This is a genomic window from Streptomyces sp. NPDC019937 (assembly GCF_040631655.1).
GTDB lineage: Bacteria > Actinomycetota > Actinomycetes > Streptomycetales > Streptomycetaceae > Streptomyces.
This window is the reverse complement of record NZ_JBEYAL010000022.1, coordinates 1-25,953: the sequence shown is the minus strand read 5'-3', so window position 1 is coordinate 25,953 and position 25,953 is coordinate 1. Positions and strand designations below refer to the sequence as shown.

The following is a 25,953-nucleotide window of genomic DNA, read 5'->3' as shown; positions in this document are numbered from 1 at the left end:
GTGGCGCTCAGCTGACGATGGCGGCCGCCGTGGTCAGCAGCTCGGGGAAAGTGCCGGTGAAGTCGGGCAGCAGCCGCAGCGCCAGCGCCCACGCCTCCGGATCCTCGCCCAGATGGGTGGTGGCCAGCTCCAGGGCCTTGCGGCTCGCGGCGAGCCCCGCCGGGTCCGGCCCGTCCTGCCGCGCGCGGTGGTGGCGGTACGCCAGATAGGCGGCCGCGTCCCCGGCGGGCCTCGCCTCGTACAGCACGTCCAGCGGGGTCAGCGCGCCGAGGCCGACCGCCTTGTCCAGCCAGTCGTTCCGGCGGTGGGGCGGCGGTGGCAGCGGATGGTGGCGCACCAGGTCCAGGGGGGGCCGGCCGCGGCCCGGTGGACGTGTGCGGATGCGCGTGGTGCTCCAGCCGCAGCGCCGCCACGCCGCCCGCGGTGCGCAACTCCGCCGGGCAGTCGCCCGCCTCGGCGAGCACCACCAGCAGGGCGTCGGGGAGCGGATCGCGCTCATGCTCCCGGGCCAGCTCCGCCCAGGGCAGTCCCGGCCCGGCCTCCTCGGCCAGCCGCTCCAGCGCCGGTGTGACGAGGTCCCGGGTGGCGCCCTGGGCGCGCAGGAACGCCACCCGGCCCGCGGACCCCCGGGAGCGGTCCAGCTCCGCGCGCAGCACGGCCGGACCGTCCGCCGCCTCCAGCGCTTCCCGGACGATGTCATGGGTCGCCTTCGGCAGCGGATGCTTGCGGCTGCGGCGCTCGGGGAACTCGGTCTCCTCCAGCAGCCCTCGCACCTCCTCGGCACCGCCAGCGCCGCCACCACTCCACCCGCCGGGTCCGCTGTGTCTCCCCGCGCAGCGCGCCCAGCCCCATCCGCCCCCACAACGTCTCCAGCCGCTTGCCGCCGCCGGTGGTGCGGTCCGCGAGGGCCAGCAGCTCCTCCCGGGCGAGCCCTTCACCGCGCAGCGCGCCGCGCGTCACCTCGGCCAGCGTCTCCTCGACGGCCGAGGCCACCGCCTCCGCGTCCATCGGCAGCTGGTGCCTCACCCCGTCCGCCTCGCCGTCCCCCGCCGGGGCTCATGTGGACGCACAGGACCGGCGGCACGGGAGGGGTGCGCATCCGCTTCAGCTCCCCGTAGATGCTCAGGTCGGTCTCGGTGAAGTCCCGGTAGGACAGCGGCTCGAAGCCCTGCTCGCGCAGATCGGCCACATACCGCCGGTGCACCTCGTGCGGATCGACGCCCACCGGCTCCCGGCGGGTGCCGCCCGCGCCGTCCGGCACCGCACGGGTCGGCAGGCCGCCCTGCGCCAGCCGGACCAACGCCACATGGTTGATCGCGACTTCGGCCGCCAGGTCGAAGACCGGGTCGGCGCGCAGCTCCTCGTCCACGTACAGATGGCGGTGGATCAGATGCCGCGCCTCGTGGAACAGGACGAACCGCACTCCGCTCGGCCCGATCGCGACGAAGAACTCCGGGTGGTACAGCAGCAGACAGCTGCCGTCCCCCGTGGCCACCACCGCCGCCGTGTCCACCGCCGTGGTGGGGATCTGGTGGTGGCACTTGGCGTACAGCCACGAGGACACCACGCTGTCCTCGACCCCGAAGTCCAGCAGCGCCGCCTCCTTGAGCCTGCGGCCCTCCTCGGCCACCGCCGGATCGTCGGGCCGGCAGGCCAGCAGCGCCCGGCGGTCGGCAAGGTCGGTCACCCGCCGGCCCGGCGCGTGCCGGCTTTCCCCCGCTACCTGTGCCACTGCCTTCCCTCCGCTCCGACCGCACGGGAGCGTAACCCCTCGCCGTGAGCGGCCGGTCGCCGCCCACTACCCGAAAGCGTTATCCGCCGGGTACGACAACGCGGCCGGGAAGCGCAGGCGGCCACCGCGCGCTCAGTCGCCCGCTCAGCCCTGGCGCAGATCCCAGGCCACCTGGGCGACATCGGCGATCATGGCGACGATGTCCGGCCGGTCCTCCCCGCCGTTCAGATGGCGGTACTCGGTACCCACCGTGATCACCATGCGCTCGGGCAGCCCCGGCAGCGGGTGGGCGTTCTCGGCGATGATCTTGCGGGCCGCCTCCAGCGCGGGGACCCCGGCCGTGTGCAACTGCCGCGCCCGGTCCCGGATGTGCTCCAGATAGCCGATGTGGCCGCGGACGCCCTCCCGGTCCAGCACCGGCCCATGGCCGGGGACGATGATCTCCGCCCCGGTGGCCAGCACCCGCTCACAGGCGGCGATCACACTGTCCAGCGGACCGGCCCAGTGCACCGCGTGGTCGCCGGGGTCCCGCGGGCTGGAGGCGAAGATGACATCGCCGGTGAACGCCACCTTCTGCCGTGGCAGATACGCGATGAGATCGCCGGTGGTGTGCGCGGCGGGCAGCGCGGTCAGCTGCACCGGCACCTGCCCGATCCGCAGGTCCAGCTCGCCCGTGAAGGTCGTCGTGGGCTCGACGACCTCGGTGTCGGCCCAGTCGAAGCGTCCGAAGTGGCTCTGGAGATACCACCCGAGCGGCGTCGCCGGGTCGCTGCCGCGCACCATGGCGTGCAACTGCTGCGGAGCCGGTTCGTACTCGATGTGGCCGAGCGCCTCGCGGGTGGCCACGATGTCGGCGCCGCGCACGACCTCCGCGCCCCACAGATGGTCACCGTTCGCATGGGTGACGATCACTCGCCCGATCCGGCCTCCCTCGGGCATCAGCGACCGGCTGCGGTCCAGGAAGTCCCGGGCCATGTGCCGGTCGTAGGGGGTGTCGATCCAGGCGGCGGCGCCATCGGGGGACACGATCAGTCCACAGTTGGCGAGCCCCCATCCGGCGCTGGGCGTGGGGGACCACAGGTGAACACCGTCGGCGAGGTGGTGGAGCGGCGCTTTCGCATTCATGCCCGCACAGTACTCATGGAGAGCCGGACGTTCACTCCAACCCGTCCCGTCCCGTCCCGCCCCGCCTCGGTCGGGGCTCAGGCCGTCATGGGCCGGTCCGCCGGTCCGACCGGGGCCGGGAGGGCGGTCTCGCCGGTCAGATAGCGGTCCACCGCGGCCGCCGCCGAACGGCCCTCGGCGATCGCCCACACGATCAGCGACTGCCCGCGTCCCGCGTCACCGGCCACGAAGACCCCGTCCCGGCCGGTTCCGAAATCGGCGCCGCGGGCGATGGTGCCGCGCGCGTCCAGCTCCAGACCGAGCGGGCCGAACAGTCCCCCGTCCCGCTCCGGGCCGCGGAAGCCGAGCGCGAGCAGCACCAGATCGGCCCGCAGCACCCGCTCACCGCGTCCGTCCCCGGGCGCCACCGCCCGGCCCTCCCCTTCCGCCCCGACCAGGCGCAGCGCCCGGACCCTGCCGTGCGGCCGCCCCGGGCCCGGCGCGTCGCCCTCGAAGCGGACGGTGGTGGCCGAGAACACCCGGGCGTCCACGTCCGCCTCCGGGGAGGCCGCCAGTTCCCGCGCCTCCTCGTGCGCGGCGGACATCCGGTAGATCTTGGGGTACGTGGGCCAGGGCTCGCCCTCCGTCCGCTCGTCACCGGGCCGGGGGTGGATGTCCAGCTGGGTCACCGAGGCCGCGCCCTGCCGCAGCACCGTGCCCAGGCAGTCCGCGCCGGTGTCCCCGCCGCCGACGATGACCACGTGCTTGCCCTCCGCGGTGATCGGCGGCCGGTCGTAGTCGCCCTCCTGGACCCGGTTGGCCAGCGGCAGGTACTCCATCGCCTGGTGGATTCCGGCCAGCTCCCGGCCCGGCACCGGCAGTTCGCGCCAGGCCCGCGCGCCCACCGCTATCACCAGCGCGTCATAGCGCGCCCTCAGCTCGGCGGCGTCCACATCGGTGCCCACGCCCACGCCGGTGCGGAACTTGGTGCCCTCCGCGCGCATCTGCCGCAGCCGCCGGTCCAGGTGGTGCTTCTCCATCTTGAACGAGGGGATGCCGTACCGCAGCAGCCCGCCCACCCGGTCGTCCCGCTCGTACACCGCCACCGTGTGCCCCGCGCGGGTCAGCTGCTGGGCGGCGGCCAGCCCCGCGGGGCCCGAGCCGATCACCGCCACCGTCCGCCCCGACAGCCGCTCCGGTGGCTTCGGGACCGCGTAGCCGCTCTCCCAGGCCCGGTCGGCGATGGCGACCTCGACGTTCTTGATGGTCACCGCGGGCTGGTTGATCGCCAGCACGCACGCGCTCTCGCAGGGCGCCGGGCACAGTCGTCCGGTGAACTCGGGAAAGTTGTTGGTCGCGTGCAGCCGCTCGCTCGCCCGCCGCCAGTCGTCGCGGGACACCAGGTCGTTCCAGTCGGGGATGAGGTTCCCCAGCGGGCAGCCGTCGTGGCAGAACGGGATCCCGCAGTCCATGCAGCGGTCCGCCTGCGCGGTGACGATCGGCAGCAGCCCGCCGGGGACGTACACCTCGTCCCAGTCACGCACCCGCTCGTCCACCGGACGGCGCGGCGGGAGGCGGCGTGGTGTGGTGAGAAAGCCCTTCGGATCGGCCATGACCTCCTCCAGTACCCATGTCCGGTCTGGCCGCTTTCACCCCACTGTACGGCCGCCGGGCATCCGGTCCAGGGCCGCGGCGGCCTCGGCCATGATCCGCTCCACCAGCTCCGCGCACGACGGCAGATCGTCGATCACCCCCGCCACCTGTCCGGAGGCCATCACGCCGGTGTCGGTGCGGCCGTCCACCATCGACGCCTTCAGCAGCATCGGGGTGTTGGCGGCCAGCAGCACCTGGCTCCAGGAGAGCCCCTTGCCCCGTCGCATCGCCCGGCCGTCGCGCACCATGCGCGCCCAGCCCAGCCCGGACAGCCGCCGGAAGGCCGCGGCGTGGCGCACGGCGCGCACGAGCGCGGCGGCGCGCCCGGAGCGTTCGAGGGAGGCGACCAGTTCGCTGCGGAGCATCCGGTGGGGGAGCCCGTCCACCGCGGTGGTGACCGTGACGTCCGAGGCGGCGGCCGCCAGATAGCGCGCCTTCACCGCGGCCGGGACGGTGCTGTCGGAGGTCAGCAGGAAGCGGGTGCCCATGGCGATCCCGGCCGCCCCGTACGCGAGCGCCGCCACCAGGCCGCGCCCGTCGTGGAAGCCGCCCGCGGCCACCACGGGGATGTCCACCGCGTCCACGACCTGGGGGAGCAGCACCGTGGTCGCCACCTCGCCGGTGTGCCCGCCGCCCTCGCCGCCCTGCACCACCACCGCGTCCGCGCCCCAGCCCGCCACCTTCTCGGCGTGCCGCCGGGCGCCCACGGAGGGGATGACCACCACGCCCGCGTCCTTCAGCCGGGAGATCAGCTCCGGTTTCGGCGCCAGCGCGAAGGACGCCACCCGCACGCCCTCATCGATGATGATCCGCACCCGTTCCCCGGCGTCCCCCGCGTCGGCCCGCAGATTGACGCCGAAGGGCGCCTCGGTGCGGGACGCCACCTCCCGCACCGCCGACCGCAGCCGCTCCGGGGACATGGTGGCGGAGGCGAGGATGCCCAGCGCTCCGGCGTTCGCGGCAGCCGAGACCAGCCGGGGGCCCGCCACCCACCCCATGCCCGTCTGGACGATCGGATACCGGACGCCGACGAGCCGGGTCAGCGCGGTGTCCATCAGGGCCGTACCTCCCGCTCGCGCAGCCCCGCCGGATCGATGACCTCCCGGACCAGCCGCAGCTCCTCGGCGGTCGGCTCCCGGGTGGCGGGAGCGCCGTCGGCCACGGCGAGCGGGAAACCGGTCGCCTCCCGTACCCGCTCGGCGGGCACGCCCGGGTGCAGGGAGCGCACCCGCATGGTGCGCCCGGGCGTCTCGAAGTCGAGCACCGCGAGGTCGGTCACCACGCGGGGGATGCGGTGGAAGCGGGTCGCGGCGGGACCGGCGGCCGCGGCCCGGTCGTAGCCGACGCCGCACACCATGTCGACGCGCTCGACGAAGACGCGCGGGGAGTGCCGGGGCACCCAGTAACTCGTCGGATTGTTGAGGGTGTTGACGGGCGCTCCGCGCACCCCCAGCAGCTGCCGCCGGGGCTGCTTCCAGTCGCCGATGCAGGAGATGTTCTGGTTGCCGTAGGGGTCGAGCTGGCTCGCGCCCATCATCACATGGCGCTTGCCGCCCATGACCAGCCCGAGGTGGCGGCGGTACGGCAGCCAGCCCTCCACGGTCTCGTCATCGGCGCCGGTCAGCAGCGCCTCGCCGTCGGTGAGCAGCAGATCCGGCGCGAAGGTGAGCCGCGCGAGCCGGGCGCCGAGCCGCGGTATGAGACCCATCGGGGCGGCCAGCACCTCCCCGTCGCCCCGCCAGGCCTCGGCGCAGGCCAGCACGCAGTACTCGGCCCGGGTGACGGTCATACGTCCCCGCCCTCCTTCGCGTACGCCGCGACCGCGGCCTGGTACGTGTCCTCGTCCCCCGCCAGGAACCGCCGGGTGAACGCCTGCCACGCGGCCGGGTCGGCGGCGGCCTTCGCGTAGGCGCGCTGGAACGCCTCGTCCCGTCCGTAGTCGGGGGCGCACGAGGTGAAGTGCGCGCCGTGCGGAGTCTCGATCACGCCGGTCACCGCATGGCGTCCCACCAGCAGCGTCTGCGGACCGGCCGCCGCCAGGAACTCCGAGGCGGCGACGACGCGTTCGCAGGAGAGGTACGCCTGCTCGGCCGCCTCGCAGAACAGGTCGTCGAAGTACGGATCGGGGCCCAGATACTGGCCGTTGCCCTGCGCGTCGGCCCGGTTGAGGTGGACGAGCGCGACGTCCAGCCGCAGCGCGGGCACCGCCACCAGCTCCTCGCCGTCCTCGTACGGCGAGAGCACCGTCCGCAGGAAAGGGTTGACCGTCATCACGTCCGATCCGAGCCCTGCCCGGATCGGCAGGAAGGGCAGCCGGTGCACGGCCGCGGTCAGTCCCCACAGGAGCATCGCCTCGTCCAGCTCCACCAGCTCGAAGTCCGCGCGCTCGCGCGCCGCCCGGAAGTGCGGCTCCAGCGGAATCGAGTCCAGCGTGGCGAAGGCCGTGACCAGCTTGCGGACCTTCCCGGCGGCGGCCAGCAGCCCGACGTCCGGTCCGCCGTACGAGACCACGGTCAGGTCGCGGACGTCCGAGCGCAGCAGCGCGCGCACCAGGGCCATCGGCTTGCGCCGGGAGCCCCAGCCGCCGATGCCGACCGTCATCCCGCTCTCGATCCGGCCGACGGCCTCCTCCGCGGTCATCCGCTTGTCGCTCACCGCCGCTCACCTCCGCCGATCCGGGATCCTTCGCCGGGCCGGGATCCGCTTCCCGCCCCGCCCGAGACGAACGCCTCCCGGTGCTGGTCGGAAAGCCCCGCGAGATTCGCCTCGAAGGTGAAGCCCTGCTCGTAGCGGTAGCTGCGGTGGACGTCGACCGGGTCGATGCCGTTGATGGCCGCCTTGGCGAGCCGCAGCAGCGCGCCGTCCTTGGCGGCGATCTCCCGGGCCAGCTCCAGCGCGGCCTCCCGCAGCGCGGCGCGGGGCACCACCCGCCACACCGAGCCGTGCCGGTGTAATTCCCCGGCGGTCGCGGTGCGCGAGGTGTAGTACAGCGCGCGCATCAGATGCTGGGGGACGAGCCGGGCCAGATGGGTGGCCGCGCCCAGCGCTCCCCGGTCCAGCTCCGGCAGCCCGAACGTCGCGTCCTCGGCCGCCACGATCGCGTCCGCGTTGCCCGCCAGACCGATGCCGCCGCCGAGACAGAAGCCGTGCACGGCGGCGACGACCGGGACCGGGCAGTCGTAGACGGCCGCGAACGCCGCGTGGCAGCCGTGGTTGGCGCCGATGAGCGCCTGGTGCCCCTCGGTGCGCTGCATCTCCTTGATGTCCACCCCCGCGTTGAACCCGCGCCCCTCGGCCGCCAGGACCACGCAGCGCACCCCCGGGTCGGCGCCCGCGGTGCGCAGCGCGTCGGCCAGCTCGTACCAGCCGCGCACGGGAAGGGCGTTGACCGGTGGGAAGTCCACGGTGACGACGGCGACGCCCGCTTCGGGAACGGAGGTGGAGACACCCATGAGCAGATCCGCTACCTTTCCACCAAACGTTTGTTAGGTTTGAAGGTAGCAGCGCCCGGCGCACAGCGGGAGGGTGAGAAAGGGCCATGGCCGTCGCCATCGACCTGTCCGGCCGCGTCGCCGTCGTCACCGGGGGCACTCGTGGCGTCGGCGCGGGCATCACCCGGGCCCTGCTCACGGCGGGTGCCGAGGTCGCGGTCTGCGCCCGCCGCCCACCGGACCATCCGGTCGCGGCCGCCGGGCGCACGGCCCGCTTCCGGCCGCTCGACGTGCGGGACCCGGCCGCCGTCGCGGACTTCTTCGCCTGGGTGCGCGAGACCTACGGCCGCCTGGACGTCCTGGTCAACAACGCCGGAGGCAGTCCGTACGGGCTGATGGCCGACTCCGGCCCGCGCCGCGCCGCGCGGATCGTCGAACTGAACCTGATCGCCCCGATGACGGTCGCCCTCGGCGCCCATGAGGTGATGCGCGATCAGGACGGCGGCGGATCGATGGTGATGATCGGCAGCGTCAGCGGCACCCGTCCCTCGCCGGGCACGGCCGCCTACGGAGCCGCCAAGGCGGGCCTGGACAACCTCGCCCGCACCCTCGCCGTGGAATGGGCCCCCGCGATCCGGGTCAACACCCTGGTCCTCGGCATGGTCCACACCGAACTCGCGCATCTGCACTACGGCGACGCCACCGGTGTGGCCGCCGTGTCCCGCACCGTGCCGCTGGGCCGCCTCGCCGACCCGGCGGAGGCCGGTGACGCGTGCGTCTTCCTCGCCTCGGATCTCGCGGCCTACATCACCGGCGCGAGCCTGGCCGTCCACGGCGGCGGAGAGCGCCCGGCGTTCCTGGCGGCGGCACGGCCGCCGGCGCACGCACCATCCGCAGAAGGAGGAACAGGATGACAGGCATCTGCACCGGACGCGTCGCCGTCGTCACCGGCGCCGGCCGCGGCCTCGGCCGGGCGCACGCGCTCGCTTTCGCCGCCGAGGGCGCCCGGCTCGTCGTGAACGACCTCGGCGTCGGGCCGGACGGCGCCGGGGAGTCCTCGGGCCCCGCCCAGGAGGTGGTCGAGGAGATCCGGGCCCACGGCGGCCGGGCCGTGGCCCACGCGGGCGACATCGCCACCGCCGACGGCGCGGCCTCCCTCGTGGCCACCGCCCTCGACACCTACGGGCGGCTCGACACCCTCGTCAACAACGCCGGATTCCTCCGTGACCGCATGCTCGTCAACCTCGGCGAGGACGACTGGGACGCCGTGATCCGCGTCCACCTCAAGGGGCACTTCCTACCCCTCAAACACGCCGCGGCGCACTGGCGCGCCGAGGCGAAGGCGGGCCGTACCCCCGCCGCGCGGGTGATCAACACCAGCTCCGGGGCCGGACTGCTGGGGAGCGTCGGGCAGGGCAACTACGCGGCGGCCAAGGCCGGGATCGTCGGCCTGACCCTCGTCGCCGCCGCCGAGCTGGGCCGCTACGGGATCCAGGTCAACGCCGTCGCCCCGGCGGCCCGCACCCGCATGACGGAGTCGACCTTCGCCGACACCATGGCGGCCCCCGACGAGTCCGGCGCGTTCGACGCGATGGCGCCCGGCAACGTCTCCCCGCTCGTCGTCTGGCTCGGCTCCGCCGCCTGCGCCGGGGTCACCGGACGGGTCTTCGAGGCCGAGGCCGGGCGCATCACCGTCATGGAGGGCTGGCGGCCCGGGCCGACCGCCGACAAGGGCGCCCGCTGGACCCCGGCCGAGGCAGGTGAGGCCGCGGCGAAGCTGCTCGCCGGTGCCCGGCCGCCGGGGCCGGTGTACGGGGCGTCCTGACGCGCCCGACTCAGGGCACGCATCCGGCGCGCCGCAGCACCGTCAGGAACCGGGAGGCGAAGACCGGGTGACCGTCGGCCGAGGGGTGCAGCCGGTCCAGCCCCTCCGGCTCGAGCAGCAGCCGTGCGCAGCTGGGCCCGAACACCTGCGGACCGTGGACGTAATGCAGGTTCTTGTCGCCGTGGTCGCGCAGCAGCGTCACGGCCCGCCGTATGTGCGCCCGGCACTCGCGCATCGTCATCCCCGACGGCCCGGGCACCTCCTCCCGCTCGGGCGCGGTGATGGTCGACATCACGGCGAACGGGGTGTCGGGGTGCCCTTCCCGCACGGTGCGCACGAAGCCGACGAGTGCCGAGGCCAGCGCGTCGCGGTTGTGGCTGCCGAGCGCCTGGATGTTGATGCCGACGCACATGGTGAGCAGCTCGGCCGGGAGGTCCCGCATCAGCCGCGCCGTCATCGGCTGGAGGCAGCAGGCCGCCCCGAGGGCCAGCGAGGTCAGGTCCCAGCCGGCACGGCGCGCCACCAGGGCGGCCCAGGTACGGCTCGGCGACGCGGCCCCGCGGCCCTGCGAGATGGAGCTGCCGAAGTGGACCCAGCGCGGCCGCCGCTCCGCGCTGTCGCGGCTCTCGGACTCGACGGCCGACCCTGCGTCCAGGGTCAGCCCCCGCAGCCGGAACCGGTGGTAGTACGGCAGCCACAGCTCGACCGCCGTCATACGCCCCGGCAGCCCCTCGATCCGGACCTCCGCGTCCCCGCCGTGCGTCTCCAGAGGGGCCGTGGCCGTCCGCCGCCCGTCGCACACCACATCGAGCCGGGCCCGCTCCTCGGGTCCGTTCAGCTTCGGCGGGGGATCGGCCTGGTAGCGGCAGACGAGCGAGGAGCTGTCGGTGCGCAGGGTCACCCGCACCCCGGACGGCATCGCGGCCCGCCCCAGCCCGCCCTCGGGGAGGTACAGCGCGGCGTCCTCGTACGGCAGCCGCCAGGGAGCCGTCCATCCGGGGCCGCGCTGGAGGGACACCGCGCCCCGGTAGGTCAGGCGCGGATCGTCGTCACCGATGTCGAGCGGGGCGGGCCGGTCGTGCATGACAGGGAGTCTGGCACGCCCCACCGACAACGAGGCGGCGGCGAGCGCGGCTCAGATGCTGATGCCGTGGGCGCGCAGGTAGCTCAGCGGGTTGATGTCCGAACCGTAGGCGGGCCCGGTGCGCACCTCGAAGTGCAGATGCGGGCCGGTGGTGTTCCCGGTCGAGCCCGAACGGCCGATCTGCTGGCCGACGGTGACGCCCTGCCCGGCCCGCACCGACAGCTGTGACAGGTGCGCGTACTGGCTGTACTTGCCGTCCGGGTGCCGGATGACCACCTCGTAGCCGTACGCGTCCGCCCAGCCCGCCGAGACCACCTGGCCCGTGGCCATGGCCTTCACCGAGGTGCCGACCCCCACGGGGAAGTCGATGCCGGTGTGATGGCCGCTCGACCAGCTGGACCCGGACGCCCGGTACGAGGTGGTGGGGCTGACGCCGCTGACGGGAGCGGTGAAACCGGTGGCGGCGGCGGGCTTCGCGGCGGACTTGCTCGCGTGCCGCTCGGCGTGGTGAGCCTTGGCCTGGGCTCTGTGCTTGGCCTGGGGCTTCGCTGCGGGCTTGGCCTTCGCCTCGGGCTCGGCCTTCGGCGTGGCCTTGGTCCCGCTCAGGGAGAGCTTCTGGCCGGGGTAGATCAGGTCGGGGTCGGAGCCCACCGTCGCGCGGTTGTTCTCGTAGAGCGCCTGCCAGCCGCCGCGCACATCCTGCGTGTCGGCGATCCGGGACAGGGTGTCGCCGCCCACGACCACATAGGGGCCGGACTTCGTGGTCGCGTTGCCCGGCAGGCTGGTGGGCGTCGGCTTGCTGTGCCGCACCCGCTCGGAGGTGCTCGCACTCTCCTTGGCCACCGTCTTGACGATCTTCGGGGCGCTCTGCGGCGCGGCGCCGCCCTGCGCCAGACCGGCCTTCCCCGAGCACACCGGCCAGGCCCGCGGCCCCTGGGCGTCGAGCACCTTCTCGGCGACCGCGATCTGCTGGTCCTTGGTGGCCAGATCGGCCCGCGCCGCGTAGGCGGTGCCGCCGTACGCCTCCCAGGTGCTCTGGGTGAACTGCAGCCCGCCGTAGAAGCCGTTCCCGCTGTTGATGTCCCAGTTGTTCGTGGACTCGCACTGGGCGACCTTGTCCCAGGTCTCGCTGGAGGCGGCGTTCGCGCCCGCGGCGGCGACGAGGGGAAGCGCGATGCCGGCGCCGCCCGCCGTGACGCTCAGCGAGGCACGGGAGATGCGGTTGGGCTTGTAACGGCGGTGGCGTCCCCGTAAGGGCATGGACGGCTCCTTCTCCTGCTGCCTGTGAGGTGCTGCCCGTGAGGCGGGCTGCCAAAGCGGGCCAAACATAAGGGGCCCGATTTGGCCACAACAAGAGGGAGTTCACACCGAAAAAGGGCCACAGCGCGCTGTGCTGCGGCCCTCTTCCGGTGATGTGATGTGCATCACATGATTTCGGTCGGTGGTTCAAGTGGAACACAGGGTGACGGGCGGGTGAGGCCGTGTCGCATCGGCCCCACAGGTCACACCCGTACCGCCAGGGACAGTGCGAAGCGGCCCTCCGCGTCGGTCCACCAGCGCCGTGACTCCAGCCCCGCGGCCGCCAGTTCGGTGCGCACCTTCTCCTCCCGGAACTTCGCGGACACCTCGGTACGGACCTCCTCCCCGGCCGCGAAGGACACCGCCAGATCCAGCGCGGGGATCTTCACGGCGAGGTCCTTGCGCGCCCGCAGCCGCATCTCGATCCACTCCCGCTCGGCGTCCCACACCGCCACATGGTCGAAGTCCGCGGGGTCCAGCTCGGCGCCCAGTTCGCGGTCCAGCACCCTGAGCACGTTCTTGTTGAACTCCGCGGTGACGCCCTGCGCGTCGTCGTACGCGGCGACGAGCGTGGCCTCGTCCTTGACCAGGTCGGTGCCCAGCAGCAGCGCGTCACCCGGCGCCAGCAGGGCGCTCACCGAGGCCAGGAACTCCGCCCGCTCGGGCGGCAGCAGATTGCCGATCGTGCCGCCGAGGAACGCCAGCAGGCGCGGCCCCGGGATGTCGTCGGGCAGTGTGAGCCCGCCGAGGAAGTCGGCGACCAGCGCGTGCACGGTCAGCTCCGGATGGTCGGCGAGGAGGGCGTGCCCGGCCGACTCCAGGGCGCTCTCGCTGACATCCACCGGGACGTAGGCGTGCAGATCCGGCAGCGCCTCGATCAGATGACGGGTCTTCTCGGAGGACCCGGAGCCCAGTTCGATCAGGGTCCGGGCGCCGGTGGCGTCCGCGATCTCCGCCGCGCGCGCGATCAGGATCTCCCGCTCCGCGCGCGTCGGGTAGTACTCGGGCAGCCGGGTGATCTCCTCGAAGAGTTCGCTGCCGCGGGCGTCGTAGAACCACTTCGGCGGCAGCTGTTTGGGGGTGCGGGTCAGCCCCTCGGCGACATCGGCACGCAGGGCCGCGGCCGTGGCGTCGGGGGGCAGGGTGCGGGTGACGGTGAAGGGGCTCACGCGGAACCCTCCTTGAGTGCGGTGAGAAGTACGTCGGTGCGGGTCGCGGTGAGCAGCGTGCGGTCGGGGACCTCGGTCCACTGCGGATCGTCGTCGTACGGCTCGGAGGCGACCACGACCGCGCGGTCCGGGCCGGTCAGGTACCACAGCGTGTCGCCCCAGGCGGTGGCGGCGATCGTCTCGCCGTCCATGAGCAGCAGGTTGAGCCGCGAACCGGGGGCGGCGGCGGCCACCGCCTCGGTGGTTTGGGCCAGCGCCTCGCCCGGCTCGTGGCCCAGCCGCAGCGCGTGCAGCGTCAGCGCCCAGACCAGCGCCGAATCGCAGCGCGCCTCCAGCCCGAGCAGATCGGCGGGCGGCAGGGACGTGGCGAGCCCCGCGAGCGTGTGCGGCCAGCCGCGGACGGCCCCGTTGTGGCTGAACAGCCAGGCGCCGGAGGCGAAGGGCGAGGCGCCCGCCTCGCCGTCGGCGCTCGCCTCGGTGGCGTCCCGCACCGCCCCCATCAGCGCCTCGGCGCGTACCACCCGGGCGAGATCGGCGAACGACAGGTCGCCCCAGATGGGCCCGGCGCGCCGGTAGCGCGCGGGCACCGGGTCGCCCGGGGCGTACCAGCCGACGCCGAACCCGTCGGCGTTGACGGTGCCGTGCGCCTGCCGCCGCGGCGCCCAGGACTGCGTGAACAGGCTGTGCTCCGGTGCGATGACGACCTCGCCGATGGGCCTCTCGGGCCCCAGGTACGCCAGATGCCTACACACCGGCGCCTCCGGTGAGCCTCCGCGTACGTCGCGTTCCGGCGCGTCGGCGCGCGCTCATGAGACCTCCGCCGGGGACGCGTCGCGGGCGGTGCGGAAGCCCGAGAAGATCTGACGGCGGATCGGCAGGTCCCAGTTGCGGAACGTGCCGCGGCAGGCGACCGCGTCCACGGCGAACGAGCCGCCGCGCAGCACCTTGTACGCGGGCCCGAAGAAGACCTGTGAGTACTCGGGGTAGGGGAAGACGGTGAACCCCGGGTAGGGCAGGAAGTCGCTCGACGTCCACTCCCACACGTCCCCGATCAGCTGCCGTACGCCCAGCGGCGAGGCGCCCTGCGGATAGCTGCCCGCCGGTGCGGGCCGCAGATGGCGCTGGCCCAGGTTGGCGTGGTCGGGGGTGGGGTCCGCGTCGCCCCAGGGGTAGCGCCGGGACCGGCCGCTGCCGGGGTCGTGGCGGGCGGCCTTCTCCCACTCCTCCTCGGTGGGCAGCCGGCGCCCGGCCCAGCGGGCGTAGGCATCCGCCTCGTACCAGCTCACATGGACCACCGGCTCCTGTGGCGGCACCGGCTCGGTCACCCCGAAGCGCCGGCGCAGCCACTGGCCGCCCTCGCGCCGCCAGAACAGCGGGGCGCTCAAGGCCTGCTCCTGGACGTGGGCCCAGCCCTCGGCGGTCCACCAGCGCCGCTCGGTGTAGCCGCCGTCGGCGATGAAGTGCGCGTACGCGCCGTTGGTCACCGGGGTGGTGTCGATGAAGAAGGGCGGCACCAGCCGGTGGTAGGCGGGGCGCTCGTTGTCCAGCGCCCAGGGCTCGGACGAGGTGCCCATGGTGAACGGGCCGCCGGGGACCAGCACCTCGTCCGGCAGGGCGCCGCCTGAGGTGTCGGGCGGCGGCGGGGCGGTGAGAGCGGCCGGGCCGCGGCGCAGCTGATGGGTGATGAGCATGGTCTCGTCGTGCTGCTGCTCATGCTGGGCGATCATGCCGAAGGCGAAGGCCGCGTCGACGAGCGGGGCGCCGCGCAGCTCGGTCCGCTCCAGGACGTCGAGCACCCGGTCGCGGACGTCCGCGACATAGCCGCGGGCCTCGGCGGGCGCCAGCAGTGGCAGCGTGGGGCGTGTCGCGCGCGGATGCTCGAACGCGTCGTACACCGAGTCGATCTCGGGGCGCAGGGCGTCCTGGCCGCCGACGGCGCGCAGCAGCCACTGCTCCTCCTGGTTGCCGATGTGCGCCAGGTCCCAGACCAGCGGCGACATCAGGGGGGAGTGCTGGGCGGTGAGGTCGTGTTCGTCCACGCAGGTGGTGAGGGTGTGGGTACGGTCGCGCGCGGTACGCAGAACCGATTCGGCGCGCTGCCGCAGCGCCTCGGGGTCGAGTGCGGGGCCGGAAGCGGTCATGACCGTTCCTCCTTCCCGGGAAGGGAGGCGAGCAAATCGTCGGCCGGACATCGGCCGCGGGCGACATACCGGTCGGCGAAGCCGGCGACGGCGGATACGACGGCGGGGGAGGCCCCGATCCGGGGCAGCGCCTCCAGCGCCGCGTCGAAGCAGGCCATGGCGGCGGCGCGCAGCTCGGGGTCGGTCAGGGCGTCACGGGTCGCCGCCATCCACAGCGGGCTGCACGGCGCGGGCCGGGCGCCCGCCGTCTCGGCGAGCGGTTTCACCACGCGGTAGACGGTCTCCGCGGCCTGGGGGTCGTCGAAGAGCGCCACGGTCACGGCGAGCGGCACGATCCATCCGTCGTCGCCGCTCTGCGCGTCGATCATGCGCAGTTCGAGGTGGCCGCGCGGGCGGACGGGCGGAAAGAGGGTCGAGACATGGAAGTCGAGATCGTCCTGGGTGGGCGGCCGCGGCAGACCGGTCCGGGCCCACTGACGGAAGGTGAGGCCGTCCGGCACCGCCCAGCGCGTGCCGTCGTCCCGGATGGCCATCACGGGCGCGTCCAGGACGTACCCGGTCCAGGCGGCGCGCGGATCCCTGCCGTCGGGCGGGGCGAGCGTGCGCCCGGGGTCCATCGCCGCCCACAGCGCCTGCCGGGTGGACCGGAAGCCGGTCGGGCGGCCCTCGCGCAGCGGAGAGTTGGCGAACGCGGCGGTCAGCACCGCGCCCAGCAGATGGGCCAGCCGCCAGCGCCGCCCGAGGCCCAGCGGACCGGGCTCCTCGTGCCCGGCGTCCACGCAGACCTGCACGGAGGCGGTGTTGCACATCATGGAGCGCCCCGCCGGTCCCCGGCGGTTGAAATAGGCCTCCATGGACTCGTAGCGGGGTGTGGTGAGGATCCTGCGCGGCGGGCGCCAGGGGTCGTGTCCATGCCCGGCGATGCCGAGGCCCAGCTCGGCGAGGAGCGCGCGGACGAGGACCAGATCGGCGGCGGCGGACTCCACGCACGCGGTGAGGGAGTCGGCCGGGAGGGAGCTGAGCTCCAGCTGACCGCCGGGTTCGAAGGTGAGCGCGGAGCTGAGGCGCAGTCCGCGCAGCGCGGTGACCGCGGCTTCCAGCCGGGCCGCCTCGACGGGTCGTGCGGGGTCGTGCGGGTCGTACATGAACCATTCGAGCTCGACGCCGATGCGTCGCGGGGGACCGGTCTTGAAACAGATGCCGTGGAGTCTGGCCTCCATCTCGGCCTCGTCGATCGCCTTGCTGTCGGGCACAGTCGTCATCTCCCGTCCCGTTCCGGCCATCGGATCGCTGCGATACGAACCGATATGTCGGCGCCCACTCTTGTCTCTCGAGGTCCCGGGCTCAAGGGTGCCTCCAGAGTTGCACAAGAGTTCACCGGGCGCCGGGTGGGGAAGGCAGGATGGCTGAAGCCTCCGTACGAGCCGGTTCCCCTGTTCCTACCGACTGGTTAGTATGTGCGCCCCGACGCGTGAGGGGGTGTCTTGTTGATCAGGCTGGATCAGCGAGCGGCGTCTGGTGCGGTGCCTCGCAACCCGCGTGAGGAGAGCGCAGCGGCGCTGCGTGCGACGAGCGCGGGGCCGCGAGGTGCCGTGCCAGGCGTCGGGAGCCCGGCATGATCGGCAAGACACCCCCTACCGCGCCCCTATCGAAAGCTTCTGGAGGCCACCGGATGCAGGCATGGCGAGTGCACGACAATGGCGAGCCGCGTGAGGTGATGCGCCTCGACGACGTGCCGGATCCGGTGGCCGGTCCCGGGGAACTGCTCCTGCGGGTCCGCGCCGTCGACGTCAACTTCCCGGACGCCCTGCTGTGCCGCGGCCACTACCAGGTGCGGCCACCGCTGCCGTTCACCCCGGGCGTCGAGCTGTGCGGCGAGATCGCCGCCGTCGGCGAGGGGGCGCGGGGCGAGGTGGGCGCGCGCGTCCTGGCCACCCCCACGCTCCCCGCGGGCGGCTTCGCCGAGTACGTCACCGTGAACGCGGCCACCGTGCTGCCCGCGCCGGACGCGCTGGACGACGCCCAGGCCGCGGCCCTGCACATCGGCTACCAGACGGGCTGGTTCGGCCTGCACCGCCGGGCCGGACTGCGGGCCGGTGACACCCTGCTGGTGCACGCCGCCGCGGGCGGCGTCGGCAGCGCCGCCGTCCAGCTCGGCAAGGCGGCCGGGGCGCGGGTGATCGGCGTCGTCGGCGGCGAGGACAAGGCCCGGGTCGCCCGCGACCTGGGCTGCGACGTGGTGCTCGACCGGCGCGCCGACGACATCGTGGCCGGGGTCAAGGAGGCCACCGGCGGCCGCGGCGCCGACATCGTCTACGACCCGGTCGGCGGCGACGCCTTCGCCCAGTCCGTCAAATGCATCGCCTTCGAGGGCCGGATCGTGGTGGTCGGCTTCGCCAGTGGCGTCGTCCCGCAGGCCGCCCTCAACCACGCCCTGGTCAAGAACTACGCCATCCTCGGCCTCCACTGGGGCCTCTACAACACCTACGACCCGGCCGCGATCCGCGCCTGCCACGACGAGCTGACCAAGCTCGCCGCCCAGGGCGCCATCAAGCCGCTGGTCAGCGAGCGGGTGCCGATGGCAGGAGCCGCGGACGCCGTCCAGCGCGTCGCCGACGGCGTGACCACCGGCCGTCTCGTGGTCGTCCCCGGACAGCCCGAGGGGGGCGCCCGATGAGCACTCCCGGGAACACCACCGCACACGACACCACGGCCGACGGGCTGCGGCGCCGCACCCGCGCGCTCCTCGAGGCCCACCCGCCCGCCACCACCGACCGCCTGGACTTCCTGCGCGCCCGCTTCGACGCCGGACTCGCCTGGGTGCACTACCCGGTGGGGCTGGGCGGCCTCGACGCGCCCCGCTCGCTCCAGGCCGTCGTGGACGCCGAACTCGAGGCCGCCGGGGCGCCCGACAACGACCCCCGCCGCATCGGCATCGGTCTCGGCATGGCCGCGCCCACCATCCTCGGCTTCGGCACCGAGGAGCAGCGGCAGCGGCTGCTGCGCCCGCTGTGGACCGGCGAGGAGGTGTGGTGCCAGCTGTTCAGCGAGCCCGGCGCCGGTTCCGACCTCGCCGCACTCGCCACCCGGGCGGTGCGCGACGGCGACGTCTGGGTGGTCGACGGGCAGAAGGTCTGGACGTCCAGCGCACACCTCGCCCGCTGGGCCATCCTCATCGCCCGCACCGACCCCGACCTGCCCAAACACCGCGGCATCAGCTACTTCGTCTGCGATATGACCGACCCCGGTGTCGAGGTCCGGCCGCTGCGCCAGATCACCGGCGAGGCCGAGTTCAACGAGGTCTTCCTGACCGGCGTACGCATCCCCGACAGCCGCCGCCTCGGCGAGATCGGCGAGGGCTGGCGGGTCGCTCAGACCACCCTGATGAACGAGCGCGTCGCCATCGGCGGCGGCCGCGTCCCCCGCGAGGGCGGCATGATCGGTCTGGTCTCCGGGACCTGGCGCGACCGCCCCGAACTGCGCACCCACGATCTGCACCAGCGGCTGCTGCGGCTGTGGGTGGACGCCGAGGCCGCCCGGCTCGCGGGCGAGCGGCTGGGCCAGCAGCTCGCCGTCGGTCAGCCCGGCCCCGAGGGCTCGGCCATGAAGCTCGCCTTCGCCCGGCTCAACCAGGAGCTGAGTGCCCTGGAGGTCGAACTGCTGGGGGAGGAGGGCCTGCTCTACGACGACTGGACGCTGCGCCGCCCCGAACTCGTCGACTTCACCGGACGCGAGGCCGGCTACCGCTATCTGCGCGCCAAGGGAAACTCCATCGAGGGCGGCACCTCCGAGGTCCTGCTCAACATCATCGCCGAACGCGTCCTGGGCCTGCCGCCCGAGCCGCGGACCGACAAGGACGTCCCCTGGAAGGAACTGCCCCGATGAGCACCCCGGACCTGCTCTACACCGAGGCCGAGGACGATCTGCGCGCGGCCGTGCGCTCGCTGCTCGCCGACCGCTGCCCGCCCGGCGCCGTGCTGTCCGAGGCCGAGAGCGGCCGGGCACACGACCCCGGGCTGTGGCGCTCGCTGGGCACCGAGATGGGCACGGCGGGGCTGCTCGTGCCCGACAAGCTCGGCGGACAGGGCGCCACCGCGCGCGAGGCGGCGGTCGTGATGGAGGAGCTGGGCCGGGCCGTCGCCCCCGTGCCGTACCTCACCAGCGCCGTCCTCGCGGTCGGCGCCGTGCTGGGCTGCGACACCGGCGAGGCCGCCGTGGCGCGGCTGCTCGGCGGCCTCGCCGAAGGCCGCACGGTCGGCGCGCTGGCGGTTCCGGCTGCCACCACGCCCGGCGACGGCGCCCCGGCCGCGACCGTGCGGGTGGACGGCGACGGGACGCTCAGCGGACGGATCCCCCATGTCGCGGGCGCGGCGGGCGCCGATGTGCTGCTCGTCCCCGCCGACGGACCGGAGGGATACCGCCTGTACGCCGTGGAGACCACGGAGGCCAGCGTCTCCGTGGAGCCCCTGACCTCGCTCGACCTCACCCGCCCCATCGCCGCGGTGACCCTCACCGGCGCCCCCGCGCGCCGGCTGGCCGGGCCCGACCGCGCGCGGGCCGTCGTCGTGCGGGCGCTGCTGACCGGCGCCGGACTGCTCGCCTCCGAGCAGCTGGGCGTGGCCGAGTGGTGTCTGACCGAGACCGTCCGCCACACCAAGGAGCGCCATCAGTTCGGCCGCCCCGTCGGGTCGTTCCAGGCGCTCAAGCACCGGATGGCGGCGCTCTGGCTGGAGCTGGTCTCGGCCCGCGCCGCCGCCCGGCACGCCGCCGACGCGCTGGCTGCCGACAGCCCGGACATCCCGGTCGCGGTGGCCGTGGCGCAGGCGTACTGCGGGCAGGTGGCCGTGCACGCGGCGGAGGAGTGCGTGCAGCTGCACGGCGGCATCGGCATGACCTGGGAGCACCCGGCGCACCTCTACCTCAAGCGGGCCAAGAGCGCCGAGACCCTGCTCGGCACCCCCGGCCGCCACCGCCAGGCGCTCGCCGCCCTGGTGGACCTCCCGGCCCCCACCGGCTGACCGGCCGGCGCCCGGTGGATCCGCCCCACGAGGGGGCCGGATTCACCGGGCGTCAGCGGCATCCGGAGGTCGAACGGGAAATCGGCACTCGTGTGGAGTACCCGCTTTGAGGGGATTCAGGGCGATTCTGGGCCACACTGACGGCCGGATCCCGATCCCCTGAAGCGGCCCAGGAGGCTCCCCATGGCCATTTCGATCTCCGTGGTCCTGCTCCTGCTGATCCTGGCGGTGGTCTTCCTGCGCAGCGGCGGGCTGCGCGTCTCGCATGCCCTGGTCTGCGTCACCCTGGGCTTCTACCTGGCGAGCAGCAGCATCGCCCCGACCATCTCCGAGGGGCTGTCCGCGACCGCGGACGTGGTCAGCAGCGTCCGCCCCTGACCGGCGCCCGCGACCGCGGTACGGCCACCGCTCAGCGGCCGATCTCGACGTCCTCCAGCACGCCCAGGGCGTCGGGCACGAGAACCGCCGCCGAGTAGTAGGCGCTCACCAGATACGACGTCACGGCTTGGTCGTTGATGCCCATGAACCGCACGTTGAGACTGGGCTCGTACTCGTCCGGGATGCCCGTCTGGTGCAGACCGATGACGCCCTGGCTCTCCTCCCCGGTGCGCATCGCGAGGATCGAACTGGTGCCGGACTCGCTCACCGGGATCTTGTTGCAGGGCAGCAGCGGCACCCCGCGCCAGGCGCGCACCGCGACCCCCGCCACCTCGGCGCCCTGCGGATACAGCCCCCGGCTGCTGCACTCGCGGCCGAAGGCGGCGATGGTGCGCGGATGCGCCAGCAGATACTGCGTCTTGCGGCGGCGGGACAGCAGCTCGTCCAGATCGTCCGGAGTCGGCGGGCCGCTGCGGGTGTGGATGCGCTGGGAGAGCGCCGCGTTGTGCAGCAGACCGAATTCCTTGTTGTTGACCAGCTCGTGCTCCTGACGCTCGCGCAGCGCCTGGATGGTCAGCCGGAGCTGCTCCTCGGTCTGGTTCATCGGCTCGTTGTAGAGGTCGGAGACGCGGGTGTGGACACGCAGAATGGTCTGGGCGACGCTCAGCTCGTACTCCCGCGGCTTCAGCTCGTACTCCGCGAACGTCCCCGGCAGCGTCGGCTCCCCGGCGTGGCCGGAGGTGACCGCGATATCGGCCTCACCCTTCCGGTTCTGCGCGGGCGCGCTCCGCTCGGACGCCTCCCGGAGGTGGCCGCGCAGCGCTTCGGACCGGTCGGCGGCCTCCTGGAAGACCCGGCGGGGGAGGGTGAGCACCGTGGTCCGGGTGACGGCCCGCGCGGTGAACTCCCAGGTGCCCTCCGGCCCGGTCAGCACCGAGTCGCCGAAGAATTCCCCGTCGGCCAGCAGCCCCAGCGCCGTGCCCTCGTCGTACGCCCCGGGCGCGATCTGCCGGACCTTGCCGTGGGCGATGAGGAACACCTGGTCGGCCGGGCGCCCCGCCTCGACCAGCACATCGCCGGGCGCGTACTCCCGCTGCACGCAGCCGTCCGCCAGCGTCTCCAGCACCGCGGTGTCGCCGAAGCCGCGCAGCGTCGGCAGCTCACCCAGCTCGGGCGGAATCACCCGCACCTCGGATCCGGTGCTGATGAACTCGATCCGCCCGTCCCCGACCGTGTAGCTGAGCCGCCGGTTCACCCGGTACGTACCGGCCGACACCTGGACCCACGGCAGCACGCGCAGCAGCCACCGGGAGGAGACGGCCTGCATCTGCGGCACGGACTTGGTCGTGGTCGCCAGATTCCGGGCGGCAGCCGTTCCCAGACTCTGCGGCTGCTCACCGGACTCCACGGAGGTGGTCATCTGTGTTCATCACCCATTTCGGTAGATGTAGGGGCGTTACGGGAAGGCCGTGCGGGCGGCCGGTGGCGTGGCCGCCGGGCCGTCAGAGTCCGATTTCCACGTTCTCCAGGATTCCGAGCGCGTCCGGGACCAGGACGGCCGCGGAATAGTAGGCGCTGACGAGGTAGGAGATGATGGCCTGGTCGTTGATTCCCATGAACCGGACGGAAAGGCTCGGCTGGTATTCATCCGGAATTCCGGTCCGGTGGAGGCCGATGACGCCCTGGTTCTCCTCGCCGGTGCGCAGCGCCAGGATCGAGCTGACCCCGCTGCGGGTCACCGGGATCTTGTCGCACGGGAAGATGGGCACCCCGCGCCAGGCCGGCACCGCGTGCCCGTCCACCTCCGCGTGCTGGGGCACGATGCCGCGGCTGTTCAGCTGCCGGCCGATGGCGGCGATGGCCCGCGGGTGGGCCAGGATCAGCCCCGGGTCCTTCCAGACGGTGGACAGAAGCGCGTCGAGGTCGTCGGGGGTGGGCGGGCCGCCGCGGGTGTGGATGCGCTGGGAGAGGTCGGCGTTGTGCAGCAGACCGATCTCGGCGTTGTTGACGAGCTCGTGCTCCTGACGCTCCCGCAGGGCCTCGATGGTCAGCCGGAGCTGCTGCTCGACCTGGTCCATCGGCTCGTTGTAGAGGTCGGCGACGCGGGTGTGGACGCGCAGGACCGTCTGGGCGACGCTCAGCTCGTATTCCCGCGGCTTCAGCTCGTACTCCGCGAACGTCCCCGGCAGGGCCGGTTCGCCCACGTGCCCCGAGGTCAGCTCGATGGCCGCCTCACCGTGCTCGTTCTGCGCGGCAGCCGGCGCCGAGCGCACCGCCTCCACATGCGCCCGCAAGCTCCGGGACCGGTCCAGCTGCTCCTCGAACTCCTGCCGGGACAGGGTCAGCGCGGTACAGGAGGTGATCGCCTTGACGGTGATGCCCCAGGTGCCGGGCTCGGCGGCGGCCAACTCCCGCTCGCCGAAGTGGTCGCCGCCGGCGGCCGAGCCGACCACCGAGGGCTCGTCGAACGCCCCCTCGGCCAGCTTGTCGACCTTGCCATGGGCGAGCAGGACCAGCTCGTCGGCCGGGTGACCGGCCTCCACCAGCAGCTCTCCGGGGGCGAACTCGCGCTGGGTGAAGCGGTCCGCCAGCGCCTCCAGCACGGCGGTGTCCTCGAAGGCGCGCAGCAGCGGCAGCTCGCGCAGCTCGACGGGGATGACGCGCACCGACGATCCGGTGGTGGTGAACTCCACCCGCCCGTCGCCGAGCGTGTGCGACGCCCGGCGGTTCACCCGGTACGAGCCACCCGGCACCTGCACCCACGGCAGCATGCGCAGCAGCCACCGCGAGGTGATGCCCTGCATCTGCGGCACGGACTTTGTCGTCGTCGCCAGATTCCGTGCCGCCTCCGTACCCAGACTGGTGGGCGGCTGCGGATTGCCGATACCGGAACCTGATTCAACGGACGTCGTCATCGTGAATGCTCACCCATCCCTGATACGGACTTGAAGAGATATTCCGCTCGAGCAACTGCCAAGCTAGCAGCGGACTTTGGACGGTGCATTCACTCAAAAGAGTGCGCCATCAGGGGTTTGCGGAATTAGCGGCGGGTGAATACTCCGCTCCCATTCTGGGCGGCCGTTCGGTCAGCGGGGCGAGCGAGATGTCCGGGCCCGGTATGCGACACCCGGCGCGATGACGGCGCTTGGGGCGAAACGCGGCGCGCGGGCGTCGATGTGCTCCGACGTCCGATCCCGCCGCCACCGGACGTCGCCGCCCGCCGCCCGGATCGCGGGAACGCCGTGGAAATGGCCGGGGACCACCTGCCGAACTCTTCGCACGCCCCTGCCCACGGGGCCCGCCGCCCCCCGATACTCACTGGCGTCCGAACGCGCAATCCGGCACCACGCCGGAACGAGAGCCGGGAGGCCCCATGGTCCGCCGTACACGCCGCGCCTTTGTCGTCACCCTCGGAGCCGCACTCGCGGGCGGCGCCGCCGCCCCGGCGTTCGCGGACTCAACCGGCCCACGGCCCAAGCCGCCGCTGGCCAGAGCCCACGCGCACAACGACTACGAGCACCCGCACCCGCTCACCGACGCCCTGTCGCACGGCTTCGGCAGCGTCGAGGCCGACATCTGGCTGGTGGACGGCCAGTTGCTGATCGCCCACGACGCGACCGAACTCGACCCCACCCGCACGCTGGAGTCCCTCTACCTCGACCCGCTCTTCCAGCGCGTCACCGCCAACGGCGGCCGGGTCTACCGCGGCTACGACCTCTCGCTGCAACTGCTGATCGACATCAAGACCCCCGGCGAGGCCACCTACCTCGAACTCACCAAGCGGCTGCGCCGCTACAGCCGGATGCTCAGCACCGCCTACGGCGGCGTCGGCGGCCGGGTGCGGCGCGGCGCGGTGACCGCCGTCATATCGGGCGACCGCGGAGCACGCGCCCCCATGGAGGCCGAGAAGGTGCGCCACGCCTTCTACGACGGGCGGCTGGAGGACATGGGCACCGGCGTGCCCGCCTCCTTCATCCCGCTCGTCAGCGCCGACTGGACGAAGACCTTCACCTGGCAGGGCGTCGGCCCGATGCCGGCGGAGGAGCGGGAGAAGCTGTACCAGATCACCGTCGCCGCCCGCGCGGCCCGGCAGAAGGTGCGCTTCTGGGCCACCCCCGACCTGGCGGGCCCGGCGCGCGACGCCGTCTGGCGCGAGCTGCTGGCCGCGCACGTCGACTACCTCAACACCGATGACCTGGCGGGTCTGGAGGACTTCCTGCGCGGCGCGCACTGACGCGGCACGGGGATCCCGGCGGACGGGCCCGGCGGACGCGCGGAAATCGGTTCGCGGAACGCCGGCCCGCACCGTCATGCTGGCCGTCATGCTCATCAGGACCGCCACCCCCGAGGACTGGCCCGCGATCTGGCCCTTCCTGCACCGCATCGTCGCCGCGGGCGAGACCTACACCTATCCGCGCGACCTGGACGAGCGCCGGGCCCGCGAGATCTGGATGCTGACGCCCCCGGGCCGCACCGTCGTCGCCACCGACGCCGACGGCGCGGTGCTCGGCTCGGCCAAGATGAACCCCAACCAGATGGGGCCCGGCGCGCACGTGGCGGGTGCCAGTTTCATGGTGGCGCCCGAGAGCGCCGGGGGCGGCGTCGGCCGCGCCCTCGGCGAACACGTCCTGGAGTGGGCGCGCGCCGAGGGCTACCAGGCGATGCAGTTCAACGCCGTGGTGGAGGCCAACACCCGGGCGGTCGCGCTGTGGCGCTCACTGGGATTCGAGGTGGTGGGCACCGTCCCCAAGGCGTTCCACCATCCGGCGGAGGGCTACGTCGGGCTGCACGTCATGCACCGCTTCCTGTGACCGCGGCCGCCTCCCTGAGCCCCGCCGGATCGTCGAGGACGGCCTGCACCACGGAGTGCGCCGCGCCGAGCAGCGGACCGTCGGAACCCAGCCGCGAGACCGTCACCGCGCCCTGACCGGAGCGCGCCGGGTCCGCGACCCGCAGCGCCAACTCCCGCTCCATGGCGGGCAGCAGCCAGGGCGCGAGCGGGGTCAGCGCGCCCCCGAGCACCACCGTGCGCGGGTCGAGGAGGTTCACAGCCCCGGCCAGCGCGATGCCGAGCGCCGCGCCCGCGCCGCGCAGCGCGCGCCGCACTCGGCGGTCGCCG

At 73.5% G+C, this 25,953-nt stretch carries 26 protein-coding genes; 8 read left to right on the top strand and 18 right to left on the bottom strand.

Going from position 1 to position 25,953, the window contains the following annotated elements; all coding sequences use genetic code 11:
• Window positions 1–7: 7 nt before the first annotated feature.
• The 9 genes from ABZ562_RS22410 to ABZ562_RS22370 all read right to left on the bottom strand — a co-directional run bounded on the left by ABZ562_RS22410 (window position 8) and on the right by ABZ562_RS22370 (window position 7,941).
• On the bottom strand, window positions 8–337 hold the full coding sequence (locus ABZ562_RS22410) for a hypothetical protein (RefSeq protein ID WP_361482452.1): 330 nt from the start codon (window positions 335–337) through the stop codon (window positions 8–10).
• 359 nt (window positions 338–696) lie between these two features.
• Window positions 697–1,008, bottom strand: coding sequence for a hypothetical protein (locus ABZ562_RS22405; RefSeq protein WP_361482450.1), 312 nt, complete (start codon window positions 1,006–1,008; stop codon window positions 697–699).
• Complete coding sequence (locus ABZ562_RS22400; protein ID WP_361482447.1) at window positions 935–1,732, bottom strand: hypothetical protein; 798 nt, start codon at window positions 1,730–1,732, stop codon at window positions 935–937. The genes ABZ562_RS22405 and ABZ562_RS22400 overlap by 74 nt, the downstream gene beginning before the upstream one ends.
• A gap of 144 nt (window positions 1,733–1,876) precedes the next feature.
• Complete coding sequence (locus ABZ562_RS22395) at window positions 1,877–2,857, bottom strand: MBL fold metallo-hydrolase (protein ID WP_361482444.1); 981 nt, start codon at window positions 2,855–2,857, stop codon at window positions 1,877–1,879.
• 77 nt (window positions 2,858–2,934) lie between these two features.
• Entirely contained in the window at window positions 2,935–4,449 is a 1,515-nt protein-coding gene (locus tag ABZ562_RS22390; protein WP_361482441.1) for a glutamate synthase subunit beta, read from the bottom strand.
• 36 nt (window positions 4,450–4,485) lie between these two features.
• Entirely contained in the window at window positions 4,486–5,544 is a 1,059-nt protein-coding gene (locus tag ABZ562_RS22385) for a nitronate monooxygenase (RefSeq protein WP_361482438.1), read from the bottom strand.
• A complete protein-coding gene (locus ABZ562_RS22380; RefSeq protein WP_361482435.1) occupies window positions 5,544–6,278 on the bottom strand; it encodes a CoA-transferase in 735 nt (244 codons plus the stop codon). Before ABZ562_RS22380 ends, ABZ562_RS22385 begins: the two co-directional genes overlap by 1 nt.
• Entirely contained in the window at window positions 6,275–7,144 is an 870-nt protein-coding gene (locus tag ABZ562_RS22375; protein ID WP_361482432.1) for a CoA-transferase, read from the bottom strand. Before ABZ562_RS22375 ends, ABZ562_RS22380 begins: the two co-directional genes overlap by 4 nt.
• Complete coding sequence (locus ABZ562_RS22370; RefSeq protein WP_361482429.1) at window positions 7,141–7,941, bottom strand: enoyl-CoA hydratase family protein; 801 nt, start codon at window positions 7,939–7,941, stop codon at window positions 7,141–7,143. The genes ABZ562_RS22375 and ABZ562_RS22370 overlap by 4 nt, the downstream gene beginning before the upstream one ends.
• Window positions 7,942–8,027: 86 nt before the next feature.
• On the opposite strand from ABZ562_RS22370, the gene ABZ562_RS22365 reads away from it, so the two are divergent.
• Window positions 8,028–8,834: an SDR family oxidoreductase gene (locus tag ABZ562_RS22365; RefSeq protein ID WP_361482426.1), complete on the top strand. Its 807-nt coding sequence runs from the start codon at window positions 8,028–8,030 to the stop codon at window positions 8,832–8,834.
• On the top strand, window positions 8,831–9,745 hold the full coding sequence (locus ABZ562_RS22360; protein WP_361482423.1) for an SDR family oxidoreductase: 915 nt from the start codon (window positions 8,831–8,833) through the stop codon (window positions 9,743–9,745). Before ABZ562_RS22365 ends, ABZ562_RS22360 begins: the two co-directional genes overlap by 4 nt.
• A 10-nt stretch (window positions 9,746–9,755) precedes the next feature.
• Here ABZ562_RS22360 and ABZ562_RS22355 read toward each other — a convergent pair whose 3' ends face one another.
• From ABZ562_RS22355 to egtA, 6 genes are all read right to left on the bottom strand, one after another.
• Window positions 9,756–10,829 (bottom strand): SGNH/GDSL hydrolase family protein, encoded by a 1,074-nt coding sequence (locus ABZ562_RS22355; protein WP_361482420.1) that lies wholly within the window; start codon window positions 10,827–10,829, stop codon window positions 9,756–9,758.
• A 51-nt stretch (window positions 10,830–10,880) separates the two neighbouring features.
• Entirely contained in the window at window positions 10,881–12,089 is a 1,209-nt protein-coding gene (locus tag ABZ562_RS22350; RefSeq protein ID WP_361482417.1) for a transglycosylase family protein, read from the bottom strand.
• Between the two features lie 242 nt (window positions 12,090–12,331).
• Window positions 12,332–13,297, bottom strand: a complete 966-nt coding sequence (gene egtD, locus ABZ562_RS22345; protein WP_361482415.1) for an L-histidine N(alpha)-methyltransferase — start codon at window positions 13,295–13,297, stop codon at window positions 12,332–12,334.
• Window positions 13,294–14,049, bottom strand: a complete 756-nt coding sequence (egtC, locus tag ABZ562_RS22340; protein ID WP_361482412.1) for an ergothioneine biosynthesis protein EgtC — start codon at window positions 14,047–14,049, stop codon at window positions 13,294–13,296. Before egtC ends, egtD begins: the two co-directional genes overlap by 4 nt.
• A 54-nt stretch (window positions 14,050–14,103) precedes the next feature.
• Entirely contained in the window at window positions 14,104–15,438 is a 1,335-nt protein-coding gene (gene egtB / locus ABZ562_RS22335) for an ergothioneine biosynthesis protein EgtB (RefSeq protein ID WP_361482409.1), read from the bottom strand.
• Window positions 15,435–16,700 (bottom strand): ergothioneine biosynthesis glutamate--cysteine ligase EgtA, encoded by a 1,266-nt coding sequence (gene egtA, locus ABZ562_RS22330; protein WP_361482406.1) that lies wholly within the window; start codon window positions 16,698–16,700, stop codon window positions 15,435–15,437. Before egtA ends, egtB begins: the two co-directional genes overlap by 4 nt.
• A 410-nt stretch (window positions 16,701–17,110) precedes the next feature.
• Here egtA and ABZ562_RS22325 point away from each other — a divergent pair, with 410 nt between their 5' ends.
• From ABZ562_RS22325 to ABZ562_RS22310, 4 genes are all read left to right on the top strand, one after another.
• Entirely contained in the window at window positions 17,111–18,115 is a 1,005-nt protein-coding gene (locus ABZ562_RS22325) for an NADPH:quinone oxidoreductase family protein (RefSeq protein WP_361482403.1), read from the top strand.
• A complete protein-coding gene (locus tag ABZ562_RS22320; RefSeq protein WP_361482400.1) occupies window positions 18,112–19,323 on the top strand; it encodes an acyl-CoA dehydrogenase family protein in 1,212 nt (403 codons plus the stop codon). Before ABZ562_RS22325 ends, ABZ562_RS22320 begins: the two co-directional genes overlap by 4 nt.
• Entirely contained in the window at window positions 19,320–20,456 is a 1,137-nt protein-coding gene (locus tag ABZ562_RS22315; protein ID WP_361482397.1) for an acyl-CoA dehydrogenase family protein, read from the top strand. Before ABZ562_RS22320 ends, ABZ562_RS22315 begins: the two co-directional genes overlap by 4 nt.
• A 183-nt stretch (window positions 20,457–20,639) precedes the next feature.
• Window positions 20,640–20,834 carry a hypothetical protein gene (locus ABZ562_RS22310; protein ID WP_009720740.1) on the top strand — a complete coding sequence of 65 codons (195 nt, stop codon included), beginning with the start codon at window positions 20,640–20,642 and terminating at the stop codon, window positions 20,832–20,834.
• A 31-nt stretch (window positions 20,835–20,865) separates the two neighbouring features.
• Here ABZ562_RS22310 and ABZ562_RS22305 read toward each other — a convergent pair whose 3' ends face one another.
• Complete coding sequence (locus ABZ562_RS22305) at window positions 20,866–22,254, bottom strand: family 2B encapsulin nanocompartment shell protein (protein WP_361482393.1); 1,389 nt, start codon at window positions 22,252–22,254, stop codon at window positions 20,866–20,868.
• 82 nt (window positions 22,255–22,336) lie between these two features.
• Window positions 22,337–23,749 carry a family 2B encapsulin nanocompartment shell protein gene (locus tag ABZ562_RS22300; RefSeq protein WP_361482390.1) on the bottom strand — a complete coding sequence of 471 codons (1,413 nt, stop codon included), beginning with the start codon at window positions 23,747–23,749 and terminating at the stop codon, window positions 22,337–22,339.
• Between the two features lie 458 nt (window positions 23,750–24,207).
• On the opposite strand from ABZ562_RS22300, the gene ABZ562_RS22295 reads away from it, so the two are divergent.
• Window positions 24,208–25,068 (top strand): phosphatidylinositol-specific phospholipase C/glycerophosphodiester phosphodiesterase family protein, encoded by an 861-nt coding sequence (locus tag ABZ562_RS22295; protein ID WP_361482387.1) that lies wholly within the window; start codon window positions 24,208–24,210, stop codon window positions 25,066–25,068.
• 88 nt (window positions 25,069–25,156) lie between these two features.
• Window positions 25,157–25,645 carry a GNAT family N-acetyltransferase gene (locus ABZ562_RS22290; RefSeq protein WP_361482384.1) on the top strand — a complete coding sequence of 163 codons (489 nt, stop codon included), beginning with the start codon at window positions 25,157–25,159 and terminating at the stop codon, window positions 25,643–25,645.
• Here ABZ562_RS22290 and ABZ562_RS22285 read toward each other — a convergent pair.
• A partial coding sequence (locus tag ABZ562_RS22285) for an ROK family protein (RefSeq protein ID WP_361482381.1) occupies window positions 25,626–25,953 on the bottom strand: 328 nt, incomplete at its 5' end. The two genes, ABZ562_RS22290 and ABZ562_RS22285, sit on opposite strands and share 20 nt — an antisense overlap.

Bases quoted from the DNA above. Each gene is read 5' to 3' on its own strand.
- ABZ562_RS22405 (WP_361482450.1), bottom strand. From the start codon at position 1,008: ATGGACGCGGAGGCGGTGGCCTCGGCCGTCGAGGAGACGCTGGCCGAG.
- ABZ562_RS22395 (WP_361482444.1), bottom strand. From the start codon at position 2,857: ATGAATGCGAAAGCGCCGCTCCACCACCTCGCCGACGGTGTTCACCTG.
- ABZ562_RS22390 (WP_361482441.1), bottom strand. From the start codon at position 4,449: ATGGCCGATCCGAAGGGCTTTCTCACCACACCACGCCGCCTCCCGCCG.
- ABZ562_RS22385 (WP_361482438.1), bottom strand. From the start codon at position 5,544: ATGGACACCGCGCTGACCCGGCTCGTCGGCGTCCGGTATCCGATCGTC.
- ABZ562_RS22380 (WP_361482435.1), bottom strand. From the start codon at position 6,278: ATGACCGTCACCCGGGCCGAGTACTGCGTGCTGGCCTGCGCCGAGGCC.
- ABZ562_RS22370 (WP_361482429.1), bottom strand. From the start codon at position 7,941: ATGGGTGTCTCCACCTCCGTTCCCGAAGCGGGCGTCGCCGTCGTCACC.
- ABZ562_RS22365 (WP_361482426.1), top strand. From the start codon at position 8,028: ATGGCCGTCGCCATCGACCTGTCCGGCCGCGTCGCCGTCGTCACCGGG.
- ABZ562_RS22360 (WP_361482423.1), top strand. From the start codon at position 8,831: ATGACAGGCATCTGCACCGGACGCGTCGCCGTCGTCACCGGCGCCGGC.
- ABZ562_RS22355 (WP_361482420.1), bottom strand. From the start codon at position 10,829: ATGCACGACCGGCCCGCCCCGCTCGACATCGGTGACGACGATCCGCGC.
- ABZ562_RS22350 (WP_361482417.1), bottom strand. From the start codon at position 12,089: ATGCCCTTACGGGGACGCCACCGCCGTTACAAGCCCAACCGCATCTCC.
- egtB (WP_361482409.1), bottom strand. From the start codon at position 15,438: ATGACCGCTTCCGGCCCCGCACTCGACCCCGAGGCGCTGCGGCAGCGC.
- egtA (WP_361482406.1), bottom strand. From the start codon at position 16,700: ATGACGACTGTGCCCGACAGCAAGGCGATCGACGAGGCCGAGATGGAG.
- ABZ562_RS22325 (WP_361482403.1), top strand. From the start codon at position 17,111: ATGCAGGCATGGCGAGTGCACGACAATGGCGAGCCGCGTGAGGTGATG.
- ABZ562_RS22320 (WP_361482400.1), top strand. From the start codon at position 18,112: ATGAGCACTCCCGGGAACACCACCGCACACGACACCACGGCCGACGGG.
- ABZ562_RS22315 (WP_361482397.1), top strand. From the start codon at position 19,320: ATGAGCACCCCGGACCTGCTCTACACCGAGGCCGAGGACGATCTGCGC.
- ABZ562_RS22310 (WP_009720740.1), top strand. From the start codon at position 20,640: ATGGCCATTTCGATCTCCGTGGTCCTGCTCCTGCTGATCCTGGCGGTG.
- ABZ562_RS22305 (WP_361482393.1), bottom strand. From the start codon at position 22,254: ATGACCACCTCCGTGGAGTCCGGTGAGCAGCCGCAGAGTCTGGGAACG.
- ABZ562_RS22300 (WP_361482390.1), bottom strand. From the start codon at position 23,749: ATGACGACGTCCGTTGAATCAGGTTCCGGTATCGGCAATCCGCAGCCG.
- ABZ562_RS22295 (WP_361482387.1), top strand. From the start codon at position 24,208: ATGGTCCGCCGTACACGCCGCGCCTTTGTCGTCACCCTCGGAGCCGCA.
- ABZ562_RS22290 (WP_361482384.1), top strand. From the start codon at position 25,157: ATGCTCATCAGGACCGCCACCCCCGAGGACTGGCCCGCGATCTGGCCC.